Below are 21894 nucleotides of genomic sequence, written 5' to 3' on the forward strand. Positions count from 1 at the left end.
AGACATGGGCTCTCCTTCAGACCGACAGGAAGCGGGCGACCTGCGCCTCGTCGATATCGGCCCGCATCGCCTCGTGGACGATGTTACCGTTCTCGATCACCAGCACCCTGTCGGCGACGTCGAGGGCGAAGCTCAGCACCTGCTCGGAGACGACGATGGAGAGGCCGCGCTCGTCGCGAATCTTCTTCAGGGTACGCCCCATCTCGCGGATGATCGAGGGCTGGATGCCCTCCGTCGGCTCGTCGAGGAGGAGCACCTTCGGCCGGCTCGCCAGCGCCCGGGCGATGGCGAGCTGCTGCTGCTGGCCGCCGGAGAGGTTGCCGCCGCGCCGCCCCTTCATCTCCAGCAGGACCGGGAACATGGTGTAGAGGTCCTGCGGAACCTTGCGCTCCTTGGTGACGGTGAGGCCCGTCTCGATGTTCTCCTGCACCGTCATGGCCGAGAAGATCATCCGGCCCTGCGGCACGTAGGCGAGGCCGCCCGCCACGCGCTGGTGGCTCTTGAGGGCGGTGACGTCCCGGCCGTCGACGGCGATGGTGCCGGACTTGACCGGCACGATCCCCATCAGGGTCTTCATCAGCGTGGTCTTGCCCATGCCGTTGCGGCCCATCACCGCGACGATCTCGCCGGGGGCGATGGAGATGTCGAGGCCGTGCAGGACCTCGCTCTGGCCGTAGGCCGAGTGCAGGTCGCGAATCGCCAGCATCGGCTCGAGGCCACCCTGGACGAAGGGGACGGGGGACGGGGACGGCGCGGTCTGGAGCATGGGTCCGTTCCCTCTCAGTGGCCGAGATAGACTTCGATGACCTTCGGGTCGTTCTTCACCCGCTCCATCGAGCCTTCGGAGAGCACCTTGCCCTGGTGCAGCACGGTGACCCGGTGGGCGATGTCCTCGACGAACTTCATGTCGTGCTCGATCACCAGCACCGAACGGCCGACGATGATCTGGTTGAGGAGCTCGGCGGTCTTGATGCGCTCGCCGACGCTCATGCCGGCCACCGGCTCGTCGAGCATGAGCAGTTCCGGGTCCTGGATCAGCAGCATGCCGATCTCGAGCCACTGCTTCTGGCCGTGGCTGAGAAACTCGGCCCGCTCCTTCAGCTGATCCTTCAGGAAGATCATCGTCGCGACCTCGTGGATGCGGTCGCGGACCTCGGCATCGCGCTTGAAGGTCAGCGCTCCCCACACAGTGCGGCCGCGCGGGAAGGAGATCTCCAGGTTCTCGAACACCGTGAGGTCGTCGTAGATCGACGGCGTCTGGAACTTGCGGCCGACGCCCGCCTGGACGATGGCGCTCTCCGAGATCCTGGTGAGTTCCTGGCCCTTGAACTTGATCGAGCCGGTGCTGGCCTTGGTGCGCCCGCAGATCAGGTCGAGCACTGTGGTCTTGCCGGCGCCGTTGGGGCCGATAATGACGCGGATCTCGTTGGGATCGACGTAGAACGACACGTCGTTCACCGCCTTGAACCCGTCGAACGAGACCGTGAGGGCCTCCACCGCGAGGAGGAACTCCTTCGCGTCGGGGGATTCGCCGATGATCGGCTGGTGCAGCATGGCGGCGTTCATCGGGGACGCTCCTATTCGGCCGGCGTGCCGTGGGGGAGGGCGCCGTCGACCGGCGCCAGGGCCTTGACCTTGCGGGTCAGGCGCGGCTCGACATAGCTGCGGTAGATGCCGGCGAGACCGTTGGGGAAGGCGAGGACGACGGCGATGAACAGGGCGCCGAGGCCGAAGAGCCAGAGTTCGGGGAAGCTCTCCGAGAAGGTGGTCTTGGCCCAGTTGACCAGCAGCGTGCCCCAGACCGCGCCGAACAGCGACATCCGCCCGCCGACGGCGGCGTAGATCACCATCTCGATCGAGGGCACGATCCCGACGAAGGACGGCGACATGAAGCCGACCTGGAGGGTGAACATCGCCCCGCCGATGGCGGCGAAGGCGGCGGCGAGGCAGAAGGCGAAGACCTTGAACCCGGCCACCGAATAGCCCGAGAACCGCACCCGGTCCTCCTTGTCGCGCATGGCGACGAGGATGCGCCCGAGCTTGGCCTTCTTCACGTATTGCGCGGCCAGGATGCAGCCGATGAGCAGGCCGCCGTTGAGGAAGTACAGGATGGTGTGGGCGCTGTCGGTGCGGATGTCCCAGCCGTGGAGGGTCCGCAGGTCGGTGATGCCGTTGATGCCGCCGGTATAGCCCTGCTGTCCGACGATGAGGATCGTCAGGATGGCGGCGATGGCCTGGGTGATGATGGCGAAGTAGGTGCCGCCGACACGGCGGGTGAACATCGCGAAGCCGATGACGAAGGCGAAGAACACCGGCAGGGCGACGACGAGGATCAGCGTCAGCGGCAGGCTCTGGAACGGCTTCCAGATCAGGGGCAGCTCGGTGATCTGGTTCCAGTCCATGAAGTCCGGGATGCCCGGCGTCGACTGGATCTTGGTGTTCTCGACGCTGGAGGCTTCGAGCTTCAGGTACATGGCCATGCAATAGCCGCCGAGCCCGAAGAACACGCCCTGGCCGAGGGAGAGGATGCCGGCATAGCCCCAGCACATGACGAGGCCGAGCGCGACGAAGGCGTAGGTGAGGTACTTGCCGACGAGGTTGAGGCGGAACGCGTCGAGGGTCGCAGGCAGGACGACGAGGATGAAGGCGGCGAGGAGCGCCAGGCTCAGCCACTCCATCGGCTTCATGAACGGATTGTCGTTCACGGTGAGCGACTTCGACAGGGTCTGGACGGGGCTTGTCATCGGGATGGCCTCCTCAGCGCCGGACCTTGAGGGTGAACAGACCCTGCGGGCGGACCATCAGGATCCCGACGACGGCGAGCAGCGTCAGGACCTTGGCGGTGGAGCCGGACAGGAAGAATTCGAGGGTCGACTGGGTCTGCGAGATCGAGAAGGCGGAGGCGATGGTGCCGAGCAGGCTGGCCGCGCCGCCGAAGACCACGATCAGGAAGGTGTCGACGATGTAGAGCTGGCCCGAGGTCGGCCCGGTGGAGCCGATCATGGTGAAGGCCGAGCCGGCCACACCGGCGATGCCGCAGCCGAGGCCGAACGTGTAGCGGTCGACCTTCTCGGTATCGATGCCGACGGCGCCCGCCATCGGCCGGTTCTGCATCACCGCGCGCACCTGCTGGCCGAAGCGCGAGCGGTACATCAGCAGGCCGACGCCGACGGTGATGAGGGTGGTGATCGCCATCACGAACAGGCCGTTGATCGGCACCTCGATCGTGTCGGTGACCTGGACCGAGCCGATGAGCCAGGACGGCAGCTCGACGCCGACCTCGCGCGCTCCGAAGATGGTGCGGTAGGATTGCTGCAGGATCAGCGAGAGGCCCCAGGTGGCGAGCAGCGTGTCGAGGGGGCGCTTGTAGAGATGCCGGATGAGCGTCCATTCGACGATCATCCCGAGGGCTCCCGAGGCCAGGAAGGCCAGGATCATCGCCACGAAGAAGTAGATGCCGAACAGGCCGGGCAGGTGGGCCTGGAAGAAGGTCGAGCACAGATAGGTGACGTAGGCCCCGAGGATCATGAATTCCCCGTGCGCCATGTTGATCACGCCCATCTGGCCGAAAATGACCGCGAGGCCGAGCGCCATCAGCACGTAGACCGAGAACAGGATCAGGCCGGCGAAGCCCTGCATGGCGAAGATCGCGCCGAGATCGCCGAGGGAATAGTCACCGAGCATGTTTCGTACTCCGAGGGAGGCGATGACGGTCGTGCGAGGACGGTCGTGCAAGCATCGGGCCGCAGGTGTCCTCCCTTCCGACAGGGCGACCGCATCCCGCACTCCGTCGTTCCGGGGTGCCGCAGGCGAGCCCGGAACCCGGAGCCGCCGGCGGTGTAAGGCCTTGCCGGACCTGCGTTTCCGGATCCCGGGCTCCACGTCGTGGACCCGGGACGACGGAGTGCCCGGATCTCCGGCGGCTCCTCTCGCCCGCGGCCATTGCGCTGCCTGTGCGGAGAGGAAGCCCGCCGGGAGTGCCGGCCTACTGGTAGCCCTTGGGGAAGGGGTTGGGCTCGATCAGCGCGGGGCTCTCGTAGACGATCTCGAACTGGCCGCTCGGCAGGGCCTTGGCGACGCGGGTCTTCGACCAGAGGTGGTGGTTCGGGTGGATCTTGACGTAGCCCTCGGGAGCTTCCTTGAACTCGATGTCCGGGGAGGCCGCGGAGACCTTGTCGACATCGAAGGAACCGGCTTTCTCGCAGGCCATCTTCCACAGGAACGGCCCGAGATAGGCGGCCTGGGTGACGTCGCCGATGACGGTCTTCTCGCCCCACATCTTGTGGAAGGCGGCGACGAACTTCTCGTTGTTCGCGTTCTTGAGCGACTGGAAGTATTTCATGCAGGAATAGGCGCCGGCGATGTTGTCGCCGCCGATCCCGTCGATCTCGTCCTCGGTGACCGAGATGGTCAGAAGGGTCTGTTTCGAAAGATCGATGCCGGCCGCCTTGAGCTGCTTGTAGAACGCCACGTTCGAGCCGCCGACCACGTCGGTGAAGATCACGTCCGGCTTGGTAAGCTTGATCTTGTTGATCACCGAGTTGAACTGCGTGTGGCCGAGCGGGAAGTATTCCTCGCCGACGACCTTGGTCTTGAGCACGTTCTCGATGTGCTTGCGGGCGATCTTGTTCGAGGTGCGCGGCCAGATGTAGTCCGAGCCGATGAAGAAGAACGTCTTGGCGCCCTTCTCCTTGGTCACCCAGTTCAGCGATTCGAGGATCTGCTGGGTGGCCTCCTGGCCGGTATAGATGACGTTCTTGGACTGCTCGAGGCCTTCGTAGAAGGTCGGATAGTACAGCAGGCCGTTATACTGCTCGAAGACCGGCAGCGCGGCCTTGCGCGAGGCCGAGGTCCAGCACCCCATCACGGCGGCGCAATGGTCGTTGACGAGAAGCTTCTTGGCCTTCTCGGCGAAGGTCGGCCAATCGGAGGCGCCGTCCTCCTGGATGATCTTGATCTTGCGGCCGAGCACGCCGCCCATCTCGTTGATCTGCGCGATGGCGAGCTTCTCCGCCTGGATCGAGCCGGTCTCGGAGATCGCCATGGTGCCGGTGGCCGAATGGAGGATGCCGACGGTCACCTCGGTATCGGTCACCGCGAGCCCGGTGGTGTTCACCGCCGAGGTCGGGGGAGCCGCCGCGAAGGCGCTGCGCGGCAACATCGCCATGGCGGGGATGCCCGCCAACCCCATCAGAAGCTTGCGGCGCAGGGCCGAGTGCGGTCCGTGCTCGTTGTCGGCTGCCATCGTGCGTGAACCTCTTCCACGAGATATTCCCGCCGGCTCCTGCATAAGGCGGGCCGTTGCGGACGAGCGGAAGCTAGGCGGGATGGCGCAGCGCAGCATATACGCTGTTTTGCGTAGGGTGGGGGCGCGAGCGTCCTGCGTTCCGCCTGCATCGGAGAATGCGCTTCCCTTCGTGGGGCATGCCTTCCCTTCGAAGAGGGGCCTCGACGCGGCTCGTCTGGTGTACCAGTGTCGTCCGGCCCCGCGGCACGGGGATTGCTGATCGTCCGCCGTTTCTCCGCGACCGCGTGCGGGCCGGCCCTTCCCACACCTGACGCCGACCGGGCAGACCCACGATCCGATGAGTGGCCGCCAGCAGATTCCCCCGATCCGGCGGGCCTATAACCGCTTCGTCGCGGACGAGACCCTCGAGGATTACGCGCTCCGCTTCACCGCGAAGAAGGCGCGGCGATGGTCGAGCCTGCGCGTGGCGCAGACGGCGCTGGGCTCGCTCTCGTTCCTGGCGCTGGAGGCGATCGGCGGCACGCTGGTCCTCGCCACGGGGTTCACCAACACGGTGACGGCGGTGCTGTTCGTCGGCGCGGTGATCTTCGCCACGGCGGTGCCGATCAGTCTCTATGCGGCCCGCTACGGCGTCGACATCGACCTCCTCACCCGCGGGGCCGGCTTCGGCTATCTCGGCTCCACCATCACCTCGCTGATCTATGCGAGCTTCACCTTCCTGTTCTTCGCCATCGAGGCGTCGATCATGGCGCTGGCGCTGCAACTCTGCCTCGGCCTGCCGCTGGGAATCGGCTACGTCGTCAGCGCGGTCGTGGTGATTCCCCTCGTCGTCTACGGGATCAGCCTGATCAGCCGCTTCCAGATCTGGACCCAGCCGCTCTGGATCGGCCTCAATCTCCTGCCCCTCGGCTTCATCGCGTGGCAATCGAGTTCGGGCCTGACCGATCTCCTCGCTTATCCGGGATCGGCCCATCCCGGATCGGTCGATGCGGTCGGCTCGACCCTCACCGTGGCGGGCTACGCGCTCTCCGGCTTCGACCTCGCCCAGTTCGGCCTCGCCTCCGGCATCCTGCTCGCGCTCCTGGCGCAGATCGGCGAGCAGGTCGATTTCCTCCGCTTCGTGCCGCCGGCGAAGGTGGGACGGGACCCGCGCTGGTGGCTCGCCGTGCTCGGGGCGGGCGCGGGCTGGATCCTGCCCGGCATGTTCAAGATCATGCTCGGCGCCTTCCTGGCGGTGGTGGCGCTGGGGCAGGGCGTGCCCCACGACCAGGCCGCCGAGCCGACGCAGATGTACGTGGTCGCCTTCGGCTACGTCATGCCGACGCGGGAGGGGGCGATCCTCCTCACCGGCCTCTTCGTGGTGATCTCGCAGCTCAAGATCAACGTCACCAACGCCTATGCCGGCTCCATCGCCTGGTCGAACTTCTTCTCGCGGCTGACCCACAGCCATCCCGGCCGCGTGGTCTGGCTCGTCTTCAACGTCGCCATCGCGCTGCTGCTGATGGAACTCGGCATCGACAAGACCCTCGCCAGCACGCTCTCGCTCTATGCCGTGGTGGTGTCGGCCTGGGTCGGCGCGCTCTCGGCGGATCTCGCCGTCAACAAGCCCTTCGGCCTGTCGCCGCCGGGCATCGAGTTCAAGCGGGCCCATCTCTACGCCGTGAACCCGGTGGGCACCGGAGCCTCCGCCCTGGCCCTGCTCGCCGGCTTCCTCGCCCATGCGGGCCTGCTCGGGGCCGGGCTCCAGAACTTCGCGCCGCTGCTGGCGCTGGTCACCGCCTTCGCCGCCGCGCCGGCGATCGCCTACGCCACCGGCGGGCGCTACTATCTGGCGAGGCCCGCCGCCGCCGATTGGGGAGGGCGGTCGGAGATCCAGTGCACCGTCTGCGAGCATCCGTTCGAGGGCGAGGACATGGCCCATTGCCCGGCCTATGCCGGGCCGATCTGTTCGCTCTGCTGCTCGCTGGACGCCCGCTGCGGCGACCTGTGCAAACCGCACGGACGCCTGGAGGCGCAGGCCCAGAGCGCCCTCGCCCGGATCATGCCGGCCAGGACCGCCGGCTGGATCGGCGCTCCGCTCGGCCGCTACCTCGCGCTCATGCTGACCCTGGTCTCGGTGATCGGCCTGATCCTCGGCATCGTCCATGCCGGGGTCTCCACGGCACAGCCCGCGCATCGCGAGACCCTGCGCGCCGCGCTCACCAGCGTGTTCTTCATCCTCGTGGTGATCCTCGGCATCGTCGCCTGGCTGTTCGTGCTCGCCCAGGAGAGCCGCCGCGTGGCCCAGGAGGAGACCGCCCGGCAGACCGCCCTCTACGAGGCCGAGATCGAGGCCCACAAGATCACCGACGCCAAGCTGCAGCAGGCCAAGGAGACGGCGGAGGCCGCCAATCTCGCCAAGAGCCGCTACGTGGTGGGCATGAGCCACGAATTGCGCACGCCGCTCAACGCCGTCCTCGGCTACGCGCAATTGCTGGAGGGCGACGACGACATCCCCATGGCCCGTCGCAACGGCATCCGCGTCATCCGGCGCAGCGCCCAGCACCTCTCGGGCCTGATCGACGGCCTCCTCGACATCTCCCGCATGGAGGCGGGACGTCTCCAGATCCACCGCAACGAGTTCCGCCTCGCCGATTTCCTCGACCAGATCGTCGACATGGTCCGGCTCCAGGCCAATGCGGCCGGCCTCGAATTCCGGTTCTCGCGGCCGCCGGTGCTGCCCGCCGTGGTCGCGGCGGATGAGAAGCGCCTGCGCCAGATCCTCCTCAACCTCCTCTCCAACGCGATCAAGTTCACCGAATCGGGCTGGATCTCGCTGGAGATGACCTACCGCAATCAGGTGGCCCTGTTCTCGATCCGCGACAGCGGCCTCGGCATTCCGGAGGACGATCTGGAGCGGATCTTCGGGCCGTTCGAACGCGGCTCGCTGCCGGCCGCCCGCAACACCCCGGGCACGGGGCTCGGGCTCACCATCGCGCATCTCCTCGCCCAGGTGATGGGCGGCGAGATCACCGTGGAGAGCGAGGTCGGTCGGGGCACCTGCTTCAGCCTGCGACTGATGCTGGCCTCGGTGCATCGGCCGGCCGCGCCCAAGCCGGCGGAGGCGGTGGAGCCGGCCGCAGGCCATCGCCGGGAGATGCCGGCCCATGACGGGCCGCCGCGCACGGTGCTGGTGGCCGATGACGATTCCTCGCACCGTGCGCTCATGCGCGAAGTGCTCGAACCGCTCGGTCTCCTCGTGCTGGAATCGCCCGACGGGCCGCATTGCCTGGCGCTGGCGATGGAGCGCCGGCCGGATATCATCCTCCTCGACATCGCCATGCCGGGCATGAGCGGCTGGGCCGTGGCCAAGGCCCTGCGCGATGCCGGTCTCTCGTCCCGGATCGCCATCATGTCCGCCAACGTCCACGAGATCAGCCCGATTCGGGGCGACGATGCCCCCCATGACGAGATCATCCCGAAGCCGTTCGACCTGCGCGATTTCCTGGAGCGCATCGACCGGCTCCTGGCATTGGGCCAGCCCGCCCCGCCTCAGCCGCCCTCGGCGGAGGCGCCGAGGTCCAGCGGGTCCGTCCCGGCCTCCCTGCGCCCCGACCACATCGCCGAACTGATCCGCCTCGGCCGCATCGGCCATGTCCGCGGCATCGAGGCCAAGCTGTCGGAACTCGAAGGCCAGTCCGCCATGCCCGCCGAGATCGCCGCGCAGATGCGCGGGCTCGTCGCCTCCTACGACCTCCGCCGCTACGTCCGCGTCCTCGAAGGGATGCGCGATGGCTGAGATGCAGCGCGACATCGTCCTCGTCGTCGACGATTCCCCCGACACGCTGAGCTTCCTCACCGAGGCGATCGAGCGCTCCGGCGCCACCGTGCTCGTGGCGGTGGCCGGCGACCTCGCCCTGGCGCTGGTCGAGGAGATCACGCCGGACATCATCCTGCTCGACGCGGTGATGCCGGGCATGGACGGGTTCGAGACCTGCCGGCGCCTGAAGGCGCGCAGCGACCTCGCGCATGTGCCGGTGATCTTCATGACCGGGCTGTCCGAGACCGAGCACATCGTGAAGGGCCTGGAGGCGGGCGGCAGCGACTACGTCACCAAGCCCATCGCCCCCGACGAGATCCTGGCCCGCATCCGTGTGCATCTGGCGAGCGCGCGCGCCGCGCAGAGCGCCCGTGCGGCCCTCGACACCACGGGCCGCACGCTGTTCGCCGTGGATCGCCAGGGCGTCGTCCTGTGGAGCACGCCGCAGGCCGCCCGCGTGCTGGCCAAGCTCGGCGACGGGGGCTCGCGCCTGCCCGAGGCCGGCCGTGTCTGGCTCGCCGAACAGCTCAGGGGCGGCATCGCGGCCTCCGTCATCCTGCCGGACACGGAGGGGGCCGCCCACAGCCTCAGCCTCATCGGCACCACCGGCGACGAGGTCCTGCTGCGCCTCTCCCGCGACGCGTCCGCGACCGGGATCGAGCGTCTGCGCAGCAACCTGCCGATCACCGCCCGCGAGGCGGACGTGCTGTTCTGGCTGTCGCGGGGCAAGTCGAGCCGCGATATCGGCGACATTCTCGGCCTCTCGCCGCGCACGGTAACGAAACACCTGGAGAGCATCTACGCCAAGCTCGGCGTCGAGAACCGCACCGCCGCCTCGATGATCGCCACCCGCTTCATCGACGATCAGGTCTGAGCGTATCGACGGGGTCGCCCGCTCAACCCGCCGTCGCCGCCCTCGCGGCGGGCGGTCGTCTCTCCGGGACGAGGTGGAACGCCGCCGGGCGGCGGAACAGGAAGACGAGGGGCGTGTGGCGGACCACCCGCTCGATGGCGAGGGGGACGAGCACCGCGACGACTGTCACGACGAGGCTGGCGAGGCCGATATCGGCGATGGCTCCCGTCTTCACGATGAGCGTCCGGGTCGCCGCCATGGGCAGGAAGAAGGCGAGGTAGATGACGATGGAGCGCTCGCCGCAGGTCCTGAGCGCCGCCGTCACCGGCCCCCCGGCGCCGCTGAGCAGGGCACCGGTGGCGACGATGGCGAGGGCTCCTGCGCCCCCGAGGATCAGGCTGACGAGGGGCAGGCTCGCGAGGGTGGGGAAGGTCTCGCTGCCGGTCGCCGTGAAGGCGAAGATCCCGTTCACCAGGGCCCAGGCCGCGAGGCCGCCCAGGGCCGCGCGCGGGAATCGCTGCACGAGGTCGGCGAACCGGAAGATTCGGGCCGCGAACAGGTATCCGGCGACGAACCAGACGTAGCGGCCGCAGAATTCGGTGACGAGTTCCGACTGGCCCTGGAGCGGGATGCTCTGGAGCAGGGCGGCCCCGCCGAGTAGGAGGGCCGGATGCAGGCCGCGCAGCAGCTTGGTCAGGACCGAGAAGACGGCGAGCAGGTAGATGAACCAGAGGGTGGAATAGGGCTCCACCAGAGCGTGGGCGAGATGGGCGAGGAAGGCGCCCGGTCCGGCGCCGTCGACGATCTGTCCGTATTTCACCGCCGATTGGACGAGGACCCAGAGCCCGTAGAAATAGGCGAAATGGACCACGCGCCGGTCGGCGAAGAGACGCCAGTCCCGGTCGATCACGCGGCCGACGAACAGGCCCGACAGGAGGAAGAAGTCGGGGATGCGGAAGGGCTTGGCGAAGGCGACGACGGTGTGGAGGAAACCCTCGCCGCCCATCTCGTTGCCGGTGCCGAGCGTCGCATGCATCATCACCACGAGGACGATGCAGAGGCCCTTGGCGACGTCGACCCAGGCCAGACGCACCGCCTCTTCGGCCCCGAGGCTTCGGTCCTGTGCCGCTGAGGTCACCCGTGAGCTCCATCGAAATCCGACGGCGAGCATCGCAGGCCGAGGGTTAAGGAGGAGGCAGCGCAGGCGCCCGTCCGCACGTCATGCCGAACGCCCCGTAAACGCGGACGCTCGGATCGGCGGCGTCTCAGGACACCTTGCGGCGCGACAGCTTGCGGGTTCGCGTCATCCGCGTGGCGGCATGGAAATCGTCCGGCTTGGTCCGGACCCAGGCGATGAAGCCGCCGATGTCGGGGTCGGCCCGCAGGGCGTCGACATCGGCGAGGCGCCGGGCGATCTCGGCCTCGCTGTAGCGGGCATGGATCGCGGAATGGCAGATCTGGTGCAGGCGCACGGTCCCGGCCCTGGCACCACCCTTCAGCTTCGGTGTGAGGTGGTGCAGGCTCGATCTGGCACGCGGCGGGATCGGCCGCCCGCAGAGCGGGCAGGTCACGGGAGCGGCCGAAACCTCGCCGTTCTCCTCGTCGTCCCGCCATCGCCGGGCGCGTCGTCCCAAATCTCTCTCCCTTTGCGCCCCGCATCAACGCGGCAGCGCAGGATCGGGCTCACCGGTTCGGACGGGGCGGAACGTCGCTTCCGCCTCCTCGTCGCGCAGTCCGAGAATCGAGACGTGATCGCCGGGAAGGGCGACGACCTTCGCCCTGGTCCCGGCCATGGCCCCGAGCCTGTGGGCGTGCGCCAGGGGAATGACGGGATCGTCGGTGCCGTGGACGATGAGGATCGGGCCCCGGCTCCTGCCGATGCGCTCGTCCGAGCGCCAGTGATCGCGCAGGAGCGCGCCGGGCAGGAGCGGGAAGCGCTCGCCCACGAGGTCCGCGAGGGACACGAAGGGCGCTTCGAGATAGAGGCCGAGATGCGGTTCGCGCGCGGCCAGGGCCACGGCGACGGCCGCCCCCATGGAATGGCCGTGGAGCAGGATCGGCGCGTCGGGGGCAAGGCGCGCGACGAGGCGTCGGGCCGCCAGCCCGTCCTCGATCAGGCCCGCCTCGCTCGGAGATCCGGTCGAGCCCGGATAGCCGCGATAGGCGATGGCGAGGGTGCCCCAGCCGCCGGCCCGCCACACCCCCGTCGAGAACCGCGCCGCATGCGGTTCGGGAAGCGAGCCGTTGCCGTGAAAGGTGAGGACGACCCCGCCTCCGGGCTCGGGCGCCCGCCACAGGCCGTAGAGCCGGTCGCCGTCGGCGGTCGTCACCGAGACCGCCTCGGTGCCCGGCGGCACCGCGCGGTCGGCCTGCCGGAGCCCCGTTCCGAAGGCGCCGGGATAGATGAGATGGCGCTGGAACAGGAACAGGGCGCCGAGAGCCGACACGCAGAGACCGAGGGCGAGGGGCAGGATCACGCGGAGCAGGGACATTCTCGACAGGACCACTCGATACGACCGCGTGTGGGAAGAGGCGGTGCGGGGACAATCCGAAGCGGAGTCCCGTTGAGACCATCATCTTATCGTGTCATGCGCACGAAATCCCTGCGCCGTGTCCCTGCGGCGCCCGCGACCCGGACAGGGTGCCGGTCCCTGCCGTTCGATCGGGCGGACGTTCCTTCGAGGATCGAGATGTCGTCAGAGCTTCCGCCGACCCGGGTTCGAGCACCGGCCGCCGCCCTCGGGCCGAGCGCGAACTTTCTGCTGATCGCCCTGATCTTCCTCGGGAGCGGCCTCGCCATCGGCACCGGCGTGGCCGACGGCTCGGGTGCGGCCTTCGTCTTCGTGATGGCGGGATGGCTCCTCGGCCTGTGCCTCCACGAATTCGCCCATGCCTTCGTCGCCTGGAAGGGAGGCGATGCGGAGATCCCGCAGACCGGCTACCTCACCCTGGATCCGCGCCTCTACGCCGATGCGCTCTCGACCATCGTGCTGCCGCTGCTGTTCACGATCCTCGGCGGGATCGGGTTTCCGGGTGGAAGCGTGCTCGTCAACACCCACCTGCTGCGCGGCAAGGCCTGGATCTCCGCCGTGGCGGCGGCGGGCCCGGCGATGAACGGAATCGTCCTCCTCGTTATCGCGCTGCTGTATCGCCTCGCCGGGGAGGAATCCGATACGCTCCGGGCGGTGCTCGCCGTGTCCGCCCTGTTCCAGGGCACGGCCATCCTCCTCAACCTCATGCCGCTGCCGGGCCTCGACGGGTACGGGATTCTTCGGCCCTGGCTGCCCGCTTCCCTACGTCGGTTCGCCGACCAGGCGGCCCTGCACGTCAACCTGGTCCTGGCGGGCCTCTTCCTGTTCTCCAGCACGTTCGGCCCGGCGGTGTTCCGTGCGAGCCTCGCGATCATCGGCCTCCTCGGTATCGAGATGGCCGATGCCCGCATCGGCTACGGGCTGATCCGACTCTGGTAGGATGCGTCGGGGACGGCCTCTCGGATTGGGCGCCTCGACCCGGCTTCCATCCGGGCCTATGTGGCGGGGAGGGCGGCACGGCCCTCGGAGACCGCCATGGCCCTCAAGACGACCTTCGTGGTCCAGACCTTCGTGATCAAGCGCAAGCGCCTCGTGCCCGGCGACCGCGAGGTCGCGCCCACCGAGAGCGGCGCCTTGAAGAAGGCGGAGGCCATGGCCGGGCGCCTGCCCGGTACCGCCGCGCTGAAGGTGGTGGCCGATGACGAGACCGGCGAACTCGAGAGCGCGACGATCCTCTGCCAGTTCGGCGAGGTCCCTGATGATTTCGCCGAGAGTCTCGTCGGCGGCTGAGAGCGTATTAGAGTTGTTTTTCCAAGGCTCTACCTCATCCTGAGGCGCCGCGCAGCGGCCTCGAAGGAGGCTTCCAGGGATCGCTCTGGTGTCTGGAGGGCTCCTTCGAGGCCCTTTGCTCATGCAAAGGGCGCCTCAGGATGAGGTGGTCGGGTGGGATTACCTACTTCGGCACGAGCATCCGCTGAAAAGTCCGATCAGACGCGTTCAGTCGAACGGGCCGAGAATCCGTTCGAGCCGCATCCGGGTGATGAGGGCGATCTCGGCCAGGGCAGCGTCGCGCTCGACGTCGCGCGGATTGGCGAGCCGTCGTTCGAACTCCGCGAGGATGGCGTCCTTGGTTCGCCCGCGCACAGCGATGATGAAGGGAAACCCGAATGTCGCGCGATAGGCGGCGTTGAGCCGGGCGAACCGGTCGAAATCCGCCTCCGTCATCCGGTCGAGCCCGGCGCTGCCCTGTTCGGCGGAGGAATGCGCCGTCATCTGCCGTGCCCTCGCCTCGGCTCCGGCGAGTTCGGGATGGGCGTTGAGGAAGGCGAGGACGTACCGCGAAGGGGCGGCCCGCACCACCGCCATCATCGCGGCATGGAGGGCGGCCGGAGAGGCGAAGGGCCGCGCGCTCGCCGCGCGCTCGGCGACCCAGGGCGAGTTTTCGAACACGCCGCCGAAGGTCGTCACGAAATCCTGCCGCGACAACGCGTTCACGGCATCCATGTCCGGCAAGGCCACCTCGTTCCTGCGCTCGACGATCCATTGCACGATCGGCGTCGAACCCGGCGCCATCATGGAGCCCGGACCCATGAGAGCCAGCCCGATCAGCAGGGCCGCCCCTGTCGGCGGCGGCATCGCTCAGCTGCCGCGATAGGTCGAGTAGCTCCAGGGCGTCGTCAGCAGCGGCACGTGGTAATGCGCCTTCGCGTCCGCGATGGAGAACTGGATCGGCACCAGGTCGAGGAAGGGGGGATCGCTCTGGGGCACGCCCTTCGCCTGGAAGTAGTCGCCCACATGGAAGACGAACTGATAGCGCCCGGCCTTCAGCGCGTCGCCGGCGAGAACGGGCTTGTCGGTCCTGCCGTCGGCGTTCGTCGTCATCTGCGTCACGAGACGGTACGCGCCGTTCTCGGACACGTAGAAATCAATCTTCATCCCGCCGGCCGGCTTGCCGCTCAGCGTATCGAGAACGTGGGTCGAGAGCCGTCCGCCCTCGTCCGCCAAGGCTCCGGTCGCCGGAAGCAGCGAGGCGGCGGCCAGGCCCAGTGCCGCTGCGAGCATCACGCGTCGCGATCCGTCGAAGCCCATGGTTCGTTCCTTGCCCGAAGGATACCGGGCGTCGCCCGGACCGACTCGTCGGTCGGCAGACGATCGGCTGCAGAATACGTGCCTGACGGCAAATCCCGCAGCGGAAAATTCCGAAGCGACAATCGTCGCGATGACGTCTCGCCACATGAGAAAGCCCCGCAACGATCGATTGCGGGGCTTCTTCGTGGACCCTGCTTCAGCCGAAATCGCGCTTTTGGGACGCGTTACTGCGGACAGCGGTGACGCAGGCCGTCATTGCCGAGATAGGTGCCCGACCGCTGATCGTAGGAACGGAAACGCCGGATGCAGTAGGCCACGTCCTGGTCCGACCCCCCGACATCCTGCTGAACCTCTACCGCGCCGCCGTAATAGGCCGGCGCGTAGCCGCCGCGGTAATAGCCGCCATCGTAGTAATCGTTGCCGTAATAGCCGCTGCCGTAGCCGTAGCCGAGACCGGCGCCCGCGAGGCCCAGACCCAATCCGAGGCCGAGACCGCCGTAACCGTATCCCCGGCCGTAGCCGCGGTTGTAGCCGTAGCCGCCGCGATTGAACCCGCCGCCCCGGCCATAGCCGCCACCGACGATCGGGCCGCGGCCGACGCCGCCTTGTCCTACGCCCTGCCCACGTCCATCGCCCCAGCCTCCCCGGCCAGCACCACCCGCGGCGAGTCCGCCGCCACCGATGCCGCCATCGCCGCGGTTCATGCCGCCACCGCCCCAGCCTCGCCCACCGCCGCCTGCAGCGGCGAGCCCTGCGCCACCAGCACCGCCGCGGCTCATGCCGCCACCGCCACCGCCCCAGCCTCGGCCACCGCCACCCGCAGCGGCGAGGCCACCGCCACCACCACCGCCAGCGCTCATGCCGCCTCCACCACCGCCGCCTCCACCCCAGCCGCCGCCTTCACGGGCATCGGCCGTGGCCGGTAGGAACGCGACCGCGCCGAGCAGCGCGGCGGAGGCAAGAATGATCTTGTTCATGGAACACCAGCCGGGTTGTCTTCGGGACATTATGACTGGCAACGCGCAGCTATTCGAGAAGGCTCCATCAAGTCTGTTGGTTTGAATATCGAAGATGCCGGCTCGATCATTGTCGATTTCCGGGGATTAAAACCGTATGTTCGACAATGGCACCGAACACGCGGGCATCTGGGGCGGTCGAGCGCCGCCGGAAAGGAAACGGAACCTCCTTTCAGCCGCGCGGGGATGTTCGCCGTCGAGATTGACAAAGCGGGCGCGAGCGCAGACCTTCGAATCGTTCCGAGGGGGGCCCCATGAAGGGGCTGAGATTGGGCTTAAGCCCTGACCCTTGAACCTGATCCGGCTCATACCGGCGGAGGGACGGGAACTTTTGTCCGGGTGCAGAGGCGCCCGTCGTCCTGACGTACCGTTGCGAACCGGGTCGCCTCCCACGCCAGGAGCGAATCCGATATGAACGCACCCGTCCTTCCCAAAGACTTTTCCGGAAAAGACCCCGCCAAGGGCCAGCCGCAGGCCGTGACCACCGGGCCGATCATGGGCTCGCGCAAGGTCTATGCGAGCGTTTCCGGTCGTGACGACATCCGGGTGCCGTTCCGCGAGATCACCTTGAGCGACCCGAAGGAGGCCCCCGTGCGGGTCTACGATCCGTCGGGTCCCTATACCGAGACCGAGGCCCGGATCGATCTCAACGCCGGCCTGCCGCTGCTGCGCGACCCGTGGATCGCCAAGCGCGGCTACGCCACGATCACGCCGCGTGCGGTCAAGCCCGAGGACAACGGTTTCGTGCCCGAGGACAAGCTCGTGGCGCCCTGTCCGGCGACGCGCCAGATCCGCAAGGCGGGCCCCGGCCAGCTGGTGACGCAGTACGAATTCGCCAAGGCCGGGATCATCACCGAGGAGATGATCTACGTCGCCCACCGCGAGAACCTCGCGCGTGAGACCATGCTGGAGGGCGCGCAGGCCGCGCTCGCCGACGGCAACAGCTTCGGCGCGTCCCTGCCGCCCTTCATCACGCCGGAATTCGTGCGCGACGAGGTGGCCCGCGGTCGCGCCATCATTCCGGCCAACATCAACCACCCCGAGGTGGAGCCGATGGCGATCGGCCGCAACTTCCTGGTGAAGATCAACGCCAATATCGGCAACTCGGCGGTGACCTCGTCGGCGGCCGAAGAGGTGGAGAAGCTGGTCTGGGCGACCCGCTGGGGTGCCGACACGGTGATGGACCTCTCGACGGGTCGCAACATCCACAACATCCGCTCGTGGATCGTGCGCAACTCGCCGGTCCCGATCGGCACGGTGCCGATCTACCAGGCCCTGGAGAAGGTCGGCGGCGATCCGCTCAAGCTCGACTGGGAGGTCTTCAAGGACACGCTCATCGAGCAGGCCGAGCAGGGCATCGACTACTTCACCATCCATGCGGGCGTCCGCCTCGCCCATGTGCCGCTCACCGCGCGCCGCGTCACCGGCATCGTCTCGCGCGGCGGCTCGATCATGGCGCGCTGGTGTCTCGCCGGTCACCGCGAATCGTTCCTCTACGAGCGCTTCGACGAGATCTGCGACATCATGCGGGCCTACGACGTCTCGTTCTCGCTCGGCGACGGCCTGCGCCCCGGCTCCATCGCGGACGCCAACGACGCGGCCCAGTTCGCGGAACTCGAGACCCTCGGCGAATTGACGAAGATCGCCTGGGACAAGGGCTGCCAGACCATGATCGAGGGCCCCGGCCACGTGCCGATGCACAAGATCAAGGTGAATATGGAAAAGCAGCTGGAGGAGTGCGGCGAGGCGCCGTTCTACACCCTCGGCCCGCTGACCACCGACATCGCGCCCGGCTACGACCACATCACGTCGGGCATCGGTGCCGCCATGATCGGCTGGTTCGGCTGCGCCATGCTCTGCTACGTCACGCCGAAGGAGCATCTGGGGCTGCCGAACCGCGACGACGTCAAGGAAGGCGTGATCACCTACAAGATCGCGGCCCATGCCGCCGACCTCGCCAAGGGCCATCCGGCGGCGCAGCTGCGCGACGACGCCCTGTCACGGGCCCGGTTCGACTTCCGCTGGGAGGACCAGTTCAACCTCTCGCTGGATCCCGACACGGCGCGGGCCTATCACGACGAGACCCTGCCCAAGGACGCCCACAAGGTCGCGCATTTCTGCTCCATGTGCGGCCCGAAATTCTGCTCGATGAAGATCACGCAGGATCTGCGCGCCGAGGTGCTGGCGATGGAGGCGGCGGGACAGGTGCTCGGCGAGGCGACGCCGATGAGCGCGGCCGAGCGCGAGGCCGGCATGGCGGCCAAATCCGCCGAGTTCCAGGCCGAGGGCGGCAAGCTCTACGTGGACGCGGCGGAGTAGCGGCGGCGCGAAGCCGATCGAGCCGGGCGTCGTCAGGCGCTCGGCTCGGCGCATGTGTCCGTCATCGGGTCCGCCTTCGGAGCCATGACGGAAAGCCGATGCGTGGTGTCGGCGCGATACACGTCATGGAGCGTCGTCAGGATGAGCTCCGCCACGGATGCGAGGTCCGGCGGGGTGCCGATCGCGACCTCCCGGGAGTAATTCTCGGCCGGTCTGGCACGGGTGAAGCCGAGGCCGAGGAGGGTGGTCAGGGAGTCCGGCGACAGGCCGAGCTCCACTGGGTCCTCGGGCCGGTAGCGAAAGGCGCCCGACGAGGCCTCGCACCGCATCTTCGTGTCGTTGTCGAAGAAGATGCATTGCACGTAGCTCTGCGGGCTGTGCTGCAACGCTACGATGATGAAGCGGTCGCGGGATGTGGTGACCGGCCCGCGCTGATGGATGCGCTCGAGACGCGTGAGGATCGCACAGCGATGCCGGTCGATGAAGGCCGTGCGCGATGATGCGGCGGACGCCTCATGAGACGATTGCGCGAGGATGATGCCGAGGGCGGCAATGCACCGGATCCCCGCCGCGCGCGTCCCGTTTCCCGTCGTCATCCCGCGTCGTTCCCCTCGACAGCCCGCCCTATGGCGGTTGTCTATGGAACGGCCATGCAATTCAAGACTGTATCGTCAGGGTGGCGGGTGTCAGACCTGCCGGTCGACGAATGCCCGCATCAGGAGATGCGCGATCGCCATCGGCGGCGGTACGGTGAGGCCGTCGCCATGCGTGCCGGCGATCATCGCCGAGACCTCGTCGCGGGAGAACCAGCGGGCATCGGCGAGTTCGTTCGGATCGATGGTGATGGTCTCGTCCAGCGCCTCGGCCACGCAGCCGATCATCAGCGAGGACGGGAACGGCCAGGGTTGCGAGGCGTGATAGGTCACCGCGCCGACAGGCAGGCCGACCTCCTCGAAGGTCTCGCGGCGGACCGCGTCCTCGATGGTCTCGCCGGGTTCGAGGAAGCCCGCGAGGCAGGAATACATCCCCTCCTTGAAGCGCGGCGAGCGCCCGAGCAGGCAGGAATCGCCACGGGCGATCAGCATGATGACCACCGGGTCGACGCGCGGGAAGTGATGCGCTTCGCAACTCGGGCATTCGCGGCGGAACCCGCCGGCGGCGAAGCGGGTCGCCGTTCCGCAATTGGCGCAGAAGCCGTGGTGGGCATGCCAGGCCAGGATCGATTTCGCCGTGGCGAGGAGGCCGAGCTCATGCGCTGCCACCGCGTTCTCGGCGGCGAGGCTGCGCAGGTCGGTGGTCCGGCAGTCCGGGGCGGATTCGTAGGCCTCGGCGGCCTCCGGGGCGATGGCGCAGGCGAAGACCGGGGCACCGTCGAGGCGCCCGAGGAAGAGCGTGAGGTCGCCGTGGCATGCGCTCGCGGCTAGATCGGCCGTCAGCAGCGCGGAATCGCCGGCCAGGACGACGCGGTCGCCGGCCATGAGCACGATCCGCGAATCCGGCGCGTCGAATGTCGGCACGGCGTCGATGCTCTCGGCCGAGTGGCGGATGAGCCGGCTTTCCGCATAGCCGAGGCCGTCGAGGCGGGCCCTCATCAGGCCGCCGCGAACAGGGCGCCGAGGCGCTCGATCATCTGGGCGCGGGCATGAAGCGGGTAGGGCTGGCTCGTGCCGACGCCCCAGACCGGTTTGGGCCAGGCCGGGTCCGACAGGAAGCGCCCGATCACGTGGACGTGGAGCTGCGGCACGACGTTGCCGAGAGCCGCGACGTTGACCTTGTCGGGCTTGGCGAAGGCCAGCATCACGCCGGTGGCGATCCTGATCTCGTCCATCAGCGCATGGGATTCCTCGGCCGGCAGGTCGGTGAGCTCGCTCGCGCCGGCGCGCCGCGGCACCAGGATCAGCCAGGGAAACCGGGCATCGTCCATCAGCAGGACGCTGCACAGGGCGAGGTCGCCCACCGGCACGGTGTCGGCGGCGAGGCGCGGGTCGAGGGTGAATTCGTCTGTCATCGCCGCTCAAGCTGGGATGCGTCGGGAAGGCCGAGTTCTCGCCGGTTCGGGCTCGTAAGTCACGCGGGCGCGGGCCGCTCGGTGTCGAGGAAGCGGAACAGGGCCGGCGCGTTGGCATGCGCCACGTTGAACCGCAGCCAAGGGGTCGGCTCCTGATCGGCGCGGAACAGGTGTCCGGGAGCGAGCATGATGCCCTTGGCGGCGGCCCTTTGCGCGAGGCCGGCCGTGTCCGGATCGCCGCCGAAGCCGGCCCAGAGGAAGAGCCCGTTGGCGGGACGGTGGAACAGCGACAGGCCCACCGAGAGCAGGGCGTCGGCCACGATCTTCTGCTCGGCGGCGAGTTTTTCGCGGAGCCGCGCGATGTGCAGCCGATACTGGCCTTCGGTCAGGATCGAGTGGACGATGCTCTCGGAAATCTCGGAGCTGGTGAGGCTCGCCGCCATCTTCATGTGGAGGAGACGGCGCGCATTCTCGGGGCTGCAGGCGAGGTAGCCGACCCGCAGCGAGGGCGAGATGGTCTTCGAGAAGCTGCTGATGTGGATGACGCGCCCGAGCTGGTCGAGGCTGGCGATGCTGGGCGCCGTCTCCTCGACGAAGCTCGCATAGATGTCGTCCTCGACGATCTGGAAGTCGTGCCGCTCGGCGATGCGCAGGATCTGGTAGGCGGTGGCCGGCGAGCAGGAGGTGCCGGTCGGGTTGTGGAAATTGGTGTTGGTGAAGAACAGCTTCGGCTTGTGCCGCTCCGCCAGTGCCTGGAGCGCCGCGACCGAGGGGCCCTGGAGGGTGCGCTCGACGCCGACGATCGTCACCCCCATGGCATGGAGCGAGGGGTAGAGGTTACAATAGCCGGGATCGTCCACGAAGGCGACGTCGCCCGGCTGCAGGAAGGTCCGCATGGTCAGGTCGAGGGCCTGGCTTGCCCCGTGCGTGAGCAGGATCTGGTCCGGATCGCAGTCGATGTTGCGCTGCGCGAGGAGGAGCTGGATCGCACGGCGCAAGGGGGCGTAGCCGAGCGGGTGCCCGTAGCGCGAGACGAGCCGGTCGGGCCGCCGCGCCAGCGCCGACAGGGCCTGCTTGATGCCGTCGGCGAACAGGTGGCTGTCGGGGAGCCAGCCGCAGCCGGCCTTGATGGCGAAGGTGTCCTCTTCGTAGACGCGCTGGAGCAGCCAGCCGGAATCCACCGAGATCTGAACCGGCTTGCGGCGCGGGACGACGGCCTTGCGATCGAGGATCCGGGCCGAGACGAAGTATCCGCTGGCGCGACGGGCTTCGAGCAGGCCGTCGGCCACGAGCCGGTTATAGGCGTTCGACACGGTCAGCGTGCTGACGCCGCACTGGACGGCGAGCTTGCGCACGGAGGGCAGGCGGGCGCCCGGCGCGACGCTTCCGCTGCGGATACGCTCGGAGAACGCCTCGACCAGCTGGGTCACGAGGGGCGCGGTGCTGGCGGGATCGAGACTGATCATGGACGGTCCCGGGTGGAGCGACGACGACGTCGGCGGCCTGAGATGGCCCGACTGTACATGCGGGT

Annotated in this window: 20 protein-coding genes and 1 riboswitch; of the genes, 5 read left to right on the top strand and 15 right to left on the bottom strand. The window is 68.2% G+C overall.

Annotation, left to right across the window (positions count from 1 at the left end; translation table 11 throughout):
• Positions 1-16: 16 nt before the first annotated feature.
• From urtE to urtA, 5 genes are all read right to left on the bottom strand, one after another.
• Positions 17-706: an urea ABC transporter ATP-binding subunit UrtE gene (gene urtE / locus ACFQ4G_RS13145; protein WP_238206269.1), complete on the bottom strand. Its 690-nt coding sequence runs from the start codon at positions 704-706 to the stop codon at positions 17-19.
• 74 nt (positions 707-780) lie between these two features.
• Positions 781-1566, bottom strand: a complete 786-nt coding sequence (gene urtD, locus ACFQ4G_RS13150; RefSeq protein ID WP_238206185.1) for an urea ABC transporter ATP-binding protein UrtD — start codon at positions 1564-1566, stop codon at positions 781-783.
• Between the two features lie 11 nt (positions 1567-1577).
• Entirely contained in the window at positions 1578-2744 is a 1167-nt protein-coding gene (gene urtC, locus ACFQ4G_RS13155) for an urea ABC transporter permease subunit UrtC (RefSeq protein WP_238206191.1), read from the bottom strand.
• Between the two features lie 13 nt (positions 2745-2757).
• Entirely contained in the window at positions 2758-3684 is a 927-nt protein-coding gene (gene urtB / locus ACFQ4G_RS13160; protein ID WP_238206192.1) for an urea ABC transporter permease subunit UrtB, read from the bottom strand.
• Between the two features lie 301 nt (positions 3685-3985).
• Positions 3986-5245, bottom strand: coding sequence for an urea ABC transporter substrate-binding protein (gene urtA / locus ACFQ4G_RS13165; RefSeq protein ID WP_238206193.1), 1260 nt, complete (start codon positions 5243-5245; stop codon positions 3986-3988).
• 340 nt (positions 5246-5585) lie between these two features.
• Between urtA and ACFQ4G_RS13170 the strand changes: the two genes are divergently transcribed.
• Both ACFQ4G_RS13170 and ACFQ4G_RS13175 read left to right on the top strand, forming a co-directional pair.
• Positions 5586-9026 carry a hybrid sensor histidine kinase/response regulator gene (locus tag ACFQ4G_RS13170; protein WP_238206194.1) on the top strand — a complete coding sequence of 1147 codons (3441 nt, stop codon included), beginning with the start codon at positions 5586-5588 and terminating at the stop codon, positions 9024-9026.
• Positions 9019-9921: a response regulator transcription factor gene (locus ACFQ4G_RS13175; RefSeq protein ID WP_238206195.1), complete on the top strand. Its 903-nt coding sequence runs from the start codon at positions 9019-9021 to the stop codon at positions 9919-9921. The genes ACFQ4G_RS13170 and ACFQ4G_RS13175 overlap by 8 nt, the downstream gene beginning before the upstream one ends.
• Positions 9922-9943: 22 nt before the next feature.
• Here ACFQ4G_RS13175 and ACFQ4G_RS13180 read toward each other — a convergent pair whose 3' ends face one another.
• The 3 genes from ACFQ4G_RS13180 to ACFQ4G_RS13190 all read right to left on the bottom strand — a co-directional run bounded on the left by ACFQ4G_RS13180 (position 9944) and on the right by ACFQ4G_RS13190 (position 12392).
• Positions 9944-11038: an acyltransferase family protein gene (locus ACFQ4G_RS13180; RefSeq protein WP_238206197.1), complete on the bottom strand. Its 1095-nt coding sequence runs from the start codon at positions 11036-11038 to the stop codon at positions 9944-9946.
• A gap of 127 nt (positions 11039-11165) precedes the next feature.
• Positions 11166-11534, bottom strand: coding sequence for an HNH endonuclease (locus ACFQ4G_RS13185; protein WP_238206199.1), 369 nt, complete (start codon positions 11532-11534; stop codon positions 11166-11168).
• A 24-nt stretch (positions 11535-11558) separates the two neighbouring features.
• Positions 11559-12392, bottom strand: a complete 834-nt coding sequence (locus ACFQ4G_RS13190; protein WP_238206201.1) for an alpha/beta hydrolase — start codon at positions 12390-12392, stop codon at positions 11559-11561.
• Positions 12393-12590: 198 nt separating this feature from the next.
• On the opposite strand from ACFQ4G_RS13190, the gene ACFQ4G_RS13195 reads away from it, so the two are divergent.
• Together ACFQ4G_RS13195 and ACFQ4G_RS13200 are read left to right on the top strand one after the other, a co-directional pair.
• On the top strand, positions 12591-13370 hold the full coding sequence (locus ACFQ4G_RS13195; RefSeq protein ID WP_238206203.1) for a site-2 protease family protein: 780 nt from the start codon (positions 12591-12593) through the stop codon (positions 13368-13370).
• A gap of 96 nt (positions 13371-13466) precedes the next feature.
• Positions 13467-13721, top strand: coding sequence for a hypothetical protein (locus ACFQ4G_RS13200; protein ID WP_238206205.1), 255 nt, complete (start codon positions 13467-13469; stop codon positions 13719-13721).
• 207 nt (positions 13722-13928) lie between these two features.
• Here the strand turns inward: ACFQ4G_RS13200 and uraD are convergent, their stop codons facing one another.
• The 3 genes from uraD to ACFQ4G_RS13215 form a co-directional block, all read right to left on the bottom strand.
• Entirely contained in the window at positions 13929-14567 is a 639-nt protein-coding gene (uraD, locus tag ACFQ4G_RS13205; RefSeq protein ID WP_238206207.1) for a 2-oxo-4-hydroxy-4-carboxy-5-ureidoimidazoline decarboxylase, read from the bottom strand.
• A 3-nt stretch (positions 14568-14570) separates the two neighbouring features.
• Positions 14571-14993: a hydroxyisourate hydrolase gene (gene uraH, locus ACFQ4G_RS13210; RefSeq protein ID WP_379040378.1), complete on the bottom strand. Its 423-nt coding sequence runs from the start codon at positions 14991-14993 to the stop codon at positions 14571-14573.
• A gap of 251 nt (positions 14994-15244) precedes the next feature.
• A complete protein-coding gene (locus ACFQ4G_RS13215) occupies positions 15245-15997 on the bottom strand; it encodes a BA14K family protein (RefSeq protein ID WP_238206209.1) in 753 nt (250 codons plus the stop codon).
• A 272-nt stretch (positions 15998-16269) separates the two neighbouring features.
• Positions 16270-16375: riboswitch (TPP riboswitch) on the top strand.
• 72 nt (positions 16376-16447) lie between these two features.
• On the opposite strand from ACFQ4G_RS13215, the gene thiC reads away from it, so the two are divergent.
• Positions 16448-18355: a phosphomethylpyrimidine synthase ThiC gene (gene thiC / locus ACFQ4G_RS13220; protein WP_379040363.1), complete on the top strand. Its 1908-nt coding sequence runs from the start codon at positions 16448-16450 to the stop codon at positions 18353-18355.
• A 32-nt stretch (positions 18356-18387) separates the two neighbouring features.
• On the opposite strand, the gene ACFQ4G_RS13225 is transcribed toward thiC, so the two are convergent.
• The 4 genes from ACFQ4G_RS13225 to ACFQ4G_RS13240 all read right to left on the bottom strand — a co-directional run bounded on the left by ACFQ4G_RS13225 (position 18388) and on the right by ACFQ4G_RS13240 (position 21829).
• Complete coding sequence (locus ACFQ4G_RS13225; protein WP_238206212.1) at positions 18388-18951, bottom strand: TY-Chap domain-containing protein; 564 nt, start codon at positions 18949-18951, stop codon at positions 18388-18390.
• A gap of 90 nt (positions 18952-19041) precedes the next feature.
• The gene (gene nudC / locus ACFQ4G_RS13230; protein WP_238206214.1) at positions 19042-19947 is read right to left on the bottom strand and encodes an NAD(+) diphosphatase; all 906 of its coding nucleotides are present in this window, start codon (positions 19945-19947) and stop codon (positions 19042-19044) included.
• A complete protein-coding gene (locus ACFQ4G_RS13235; RefSeq protein WP_238206215.1) occupies positions 19947-20363 on the bottom strand; it encodes an HIT domain-containing protein in 417 nt (138 codons plus the stop codon). The genes nudC and ACFQ4G_RS13235 overlap by 1 nt, the downstream gene beginning before the upstream one ends.
• Positions 20364-20422: 59 nt before the next feature.
• Positions 20423-21829 (bottom strand): aminotransferase-like domain-containing protein, encoded by a 1407-nt coding sequence (locus ACFQ4G_RS13240; RefSeq protein ID WP_238206217.1) that lies wholly within the window; start codon positions 21827-21829, stop codon positions 20423-20425.
• Positions 21830-21894 lie beyond the last annotated feature (65 nt).

The sequence above is a fragment of the Methylobacterium marchantiae genome, from assembly GCF_042679825.1.
Lineage (GTDB): Bacteria > Pseudomonadota > Alphaproteobacteria > Rhizobiales > Beijerinckiaceae > Methylobacterium > Methylobacterium marchantiae.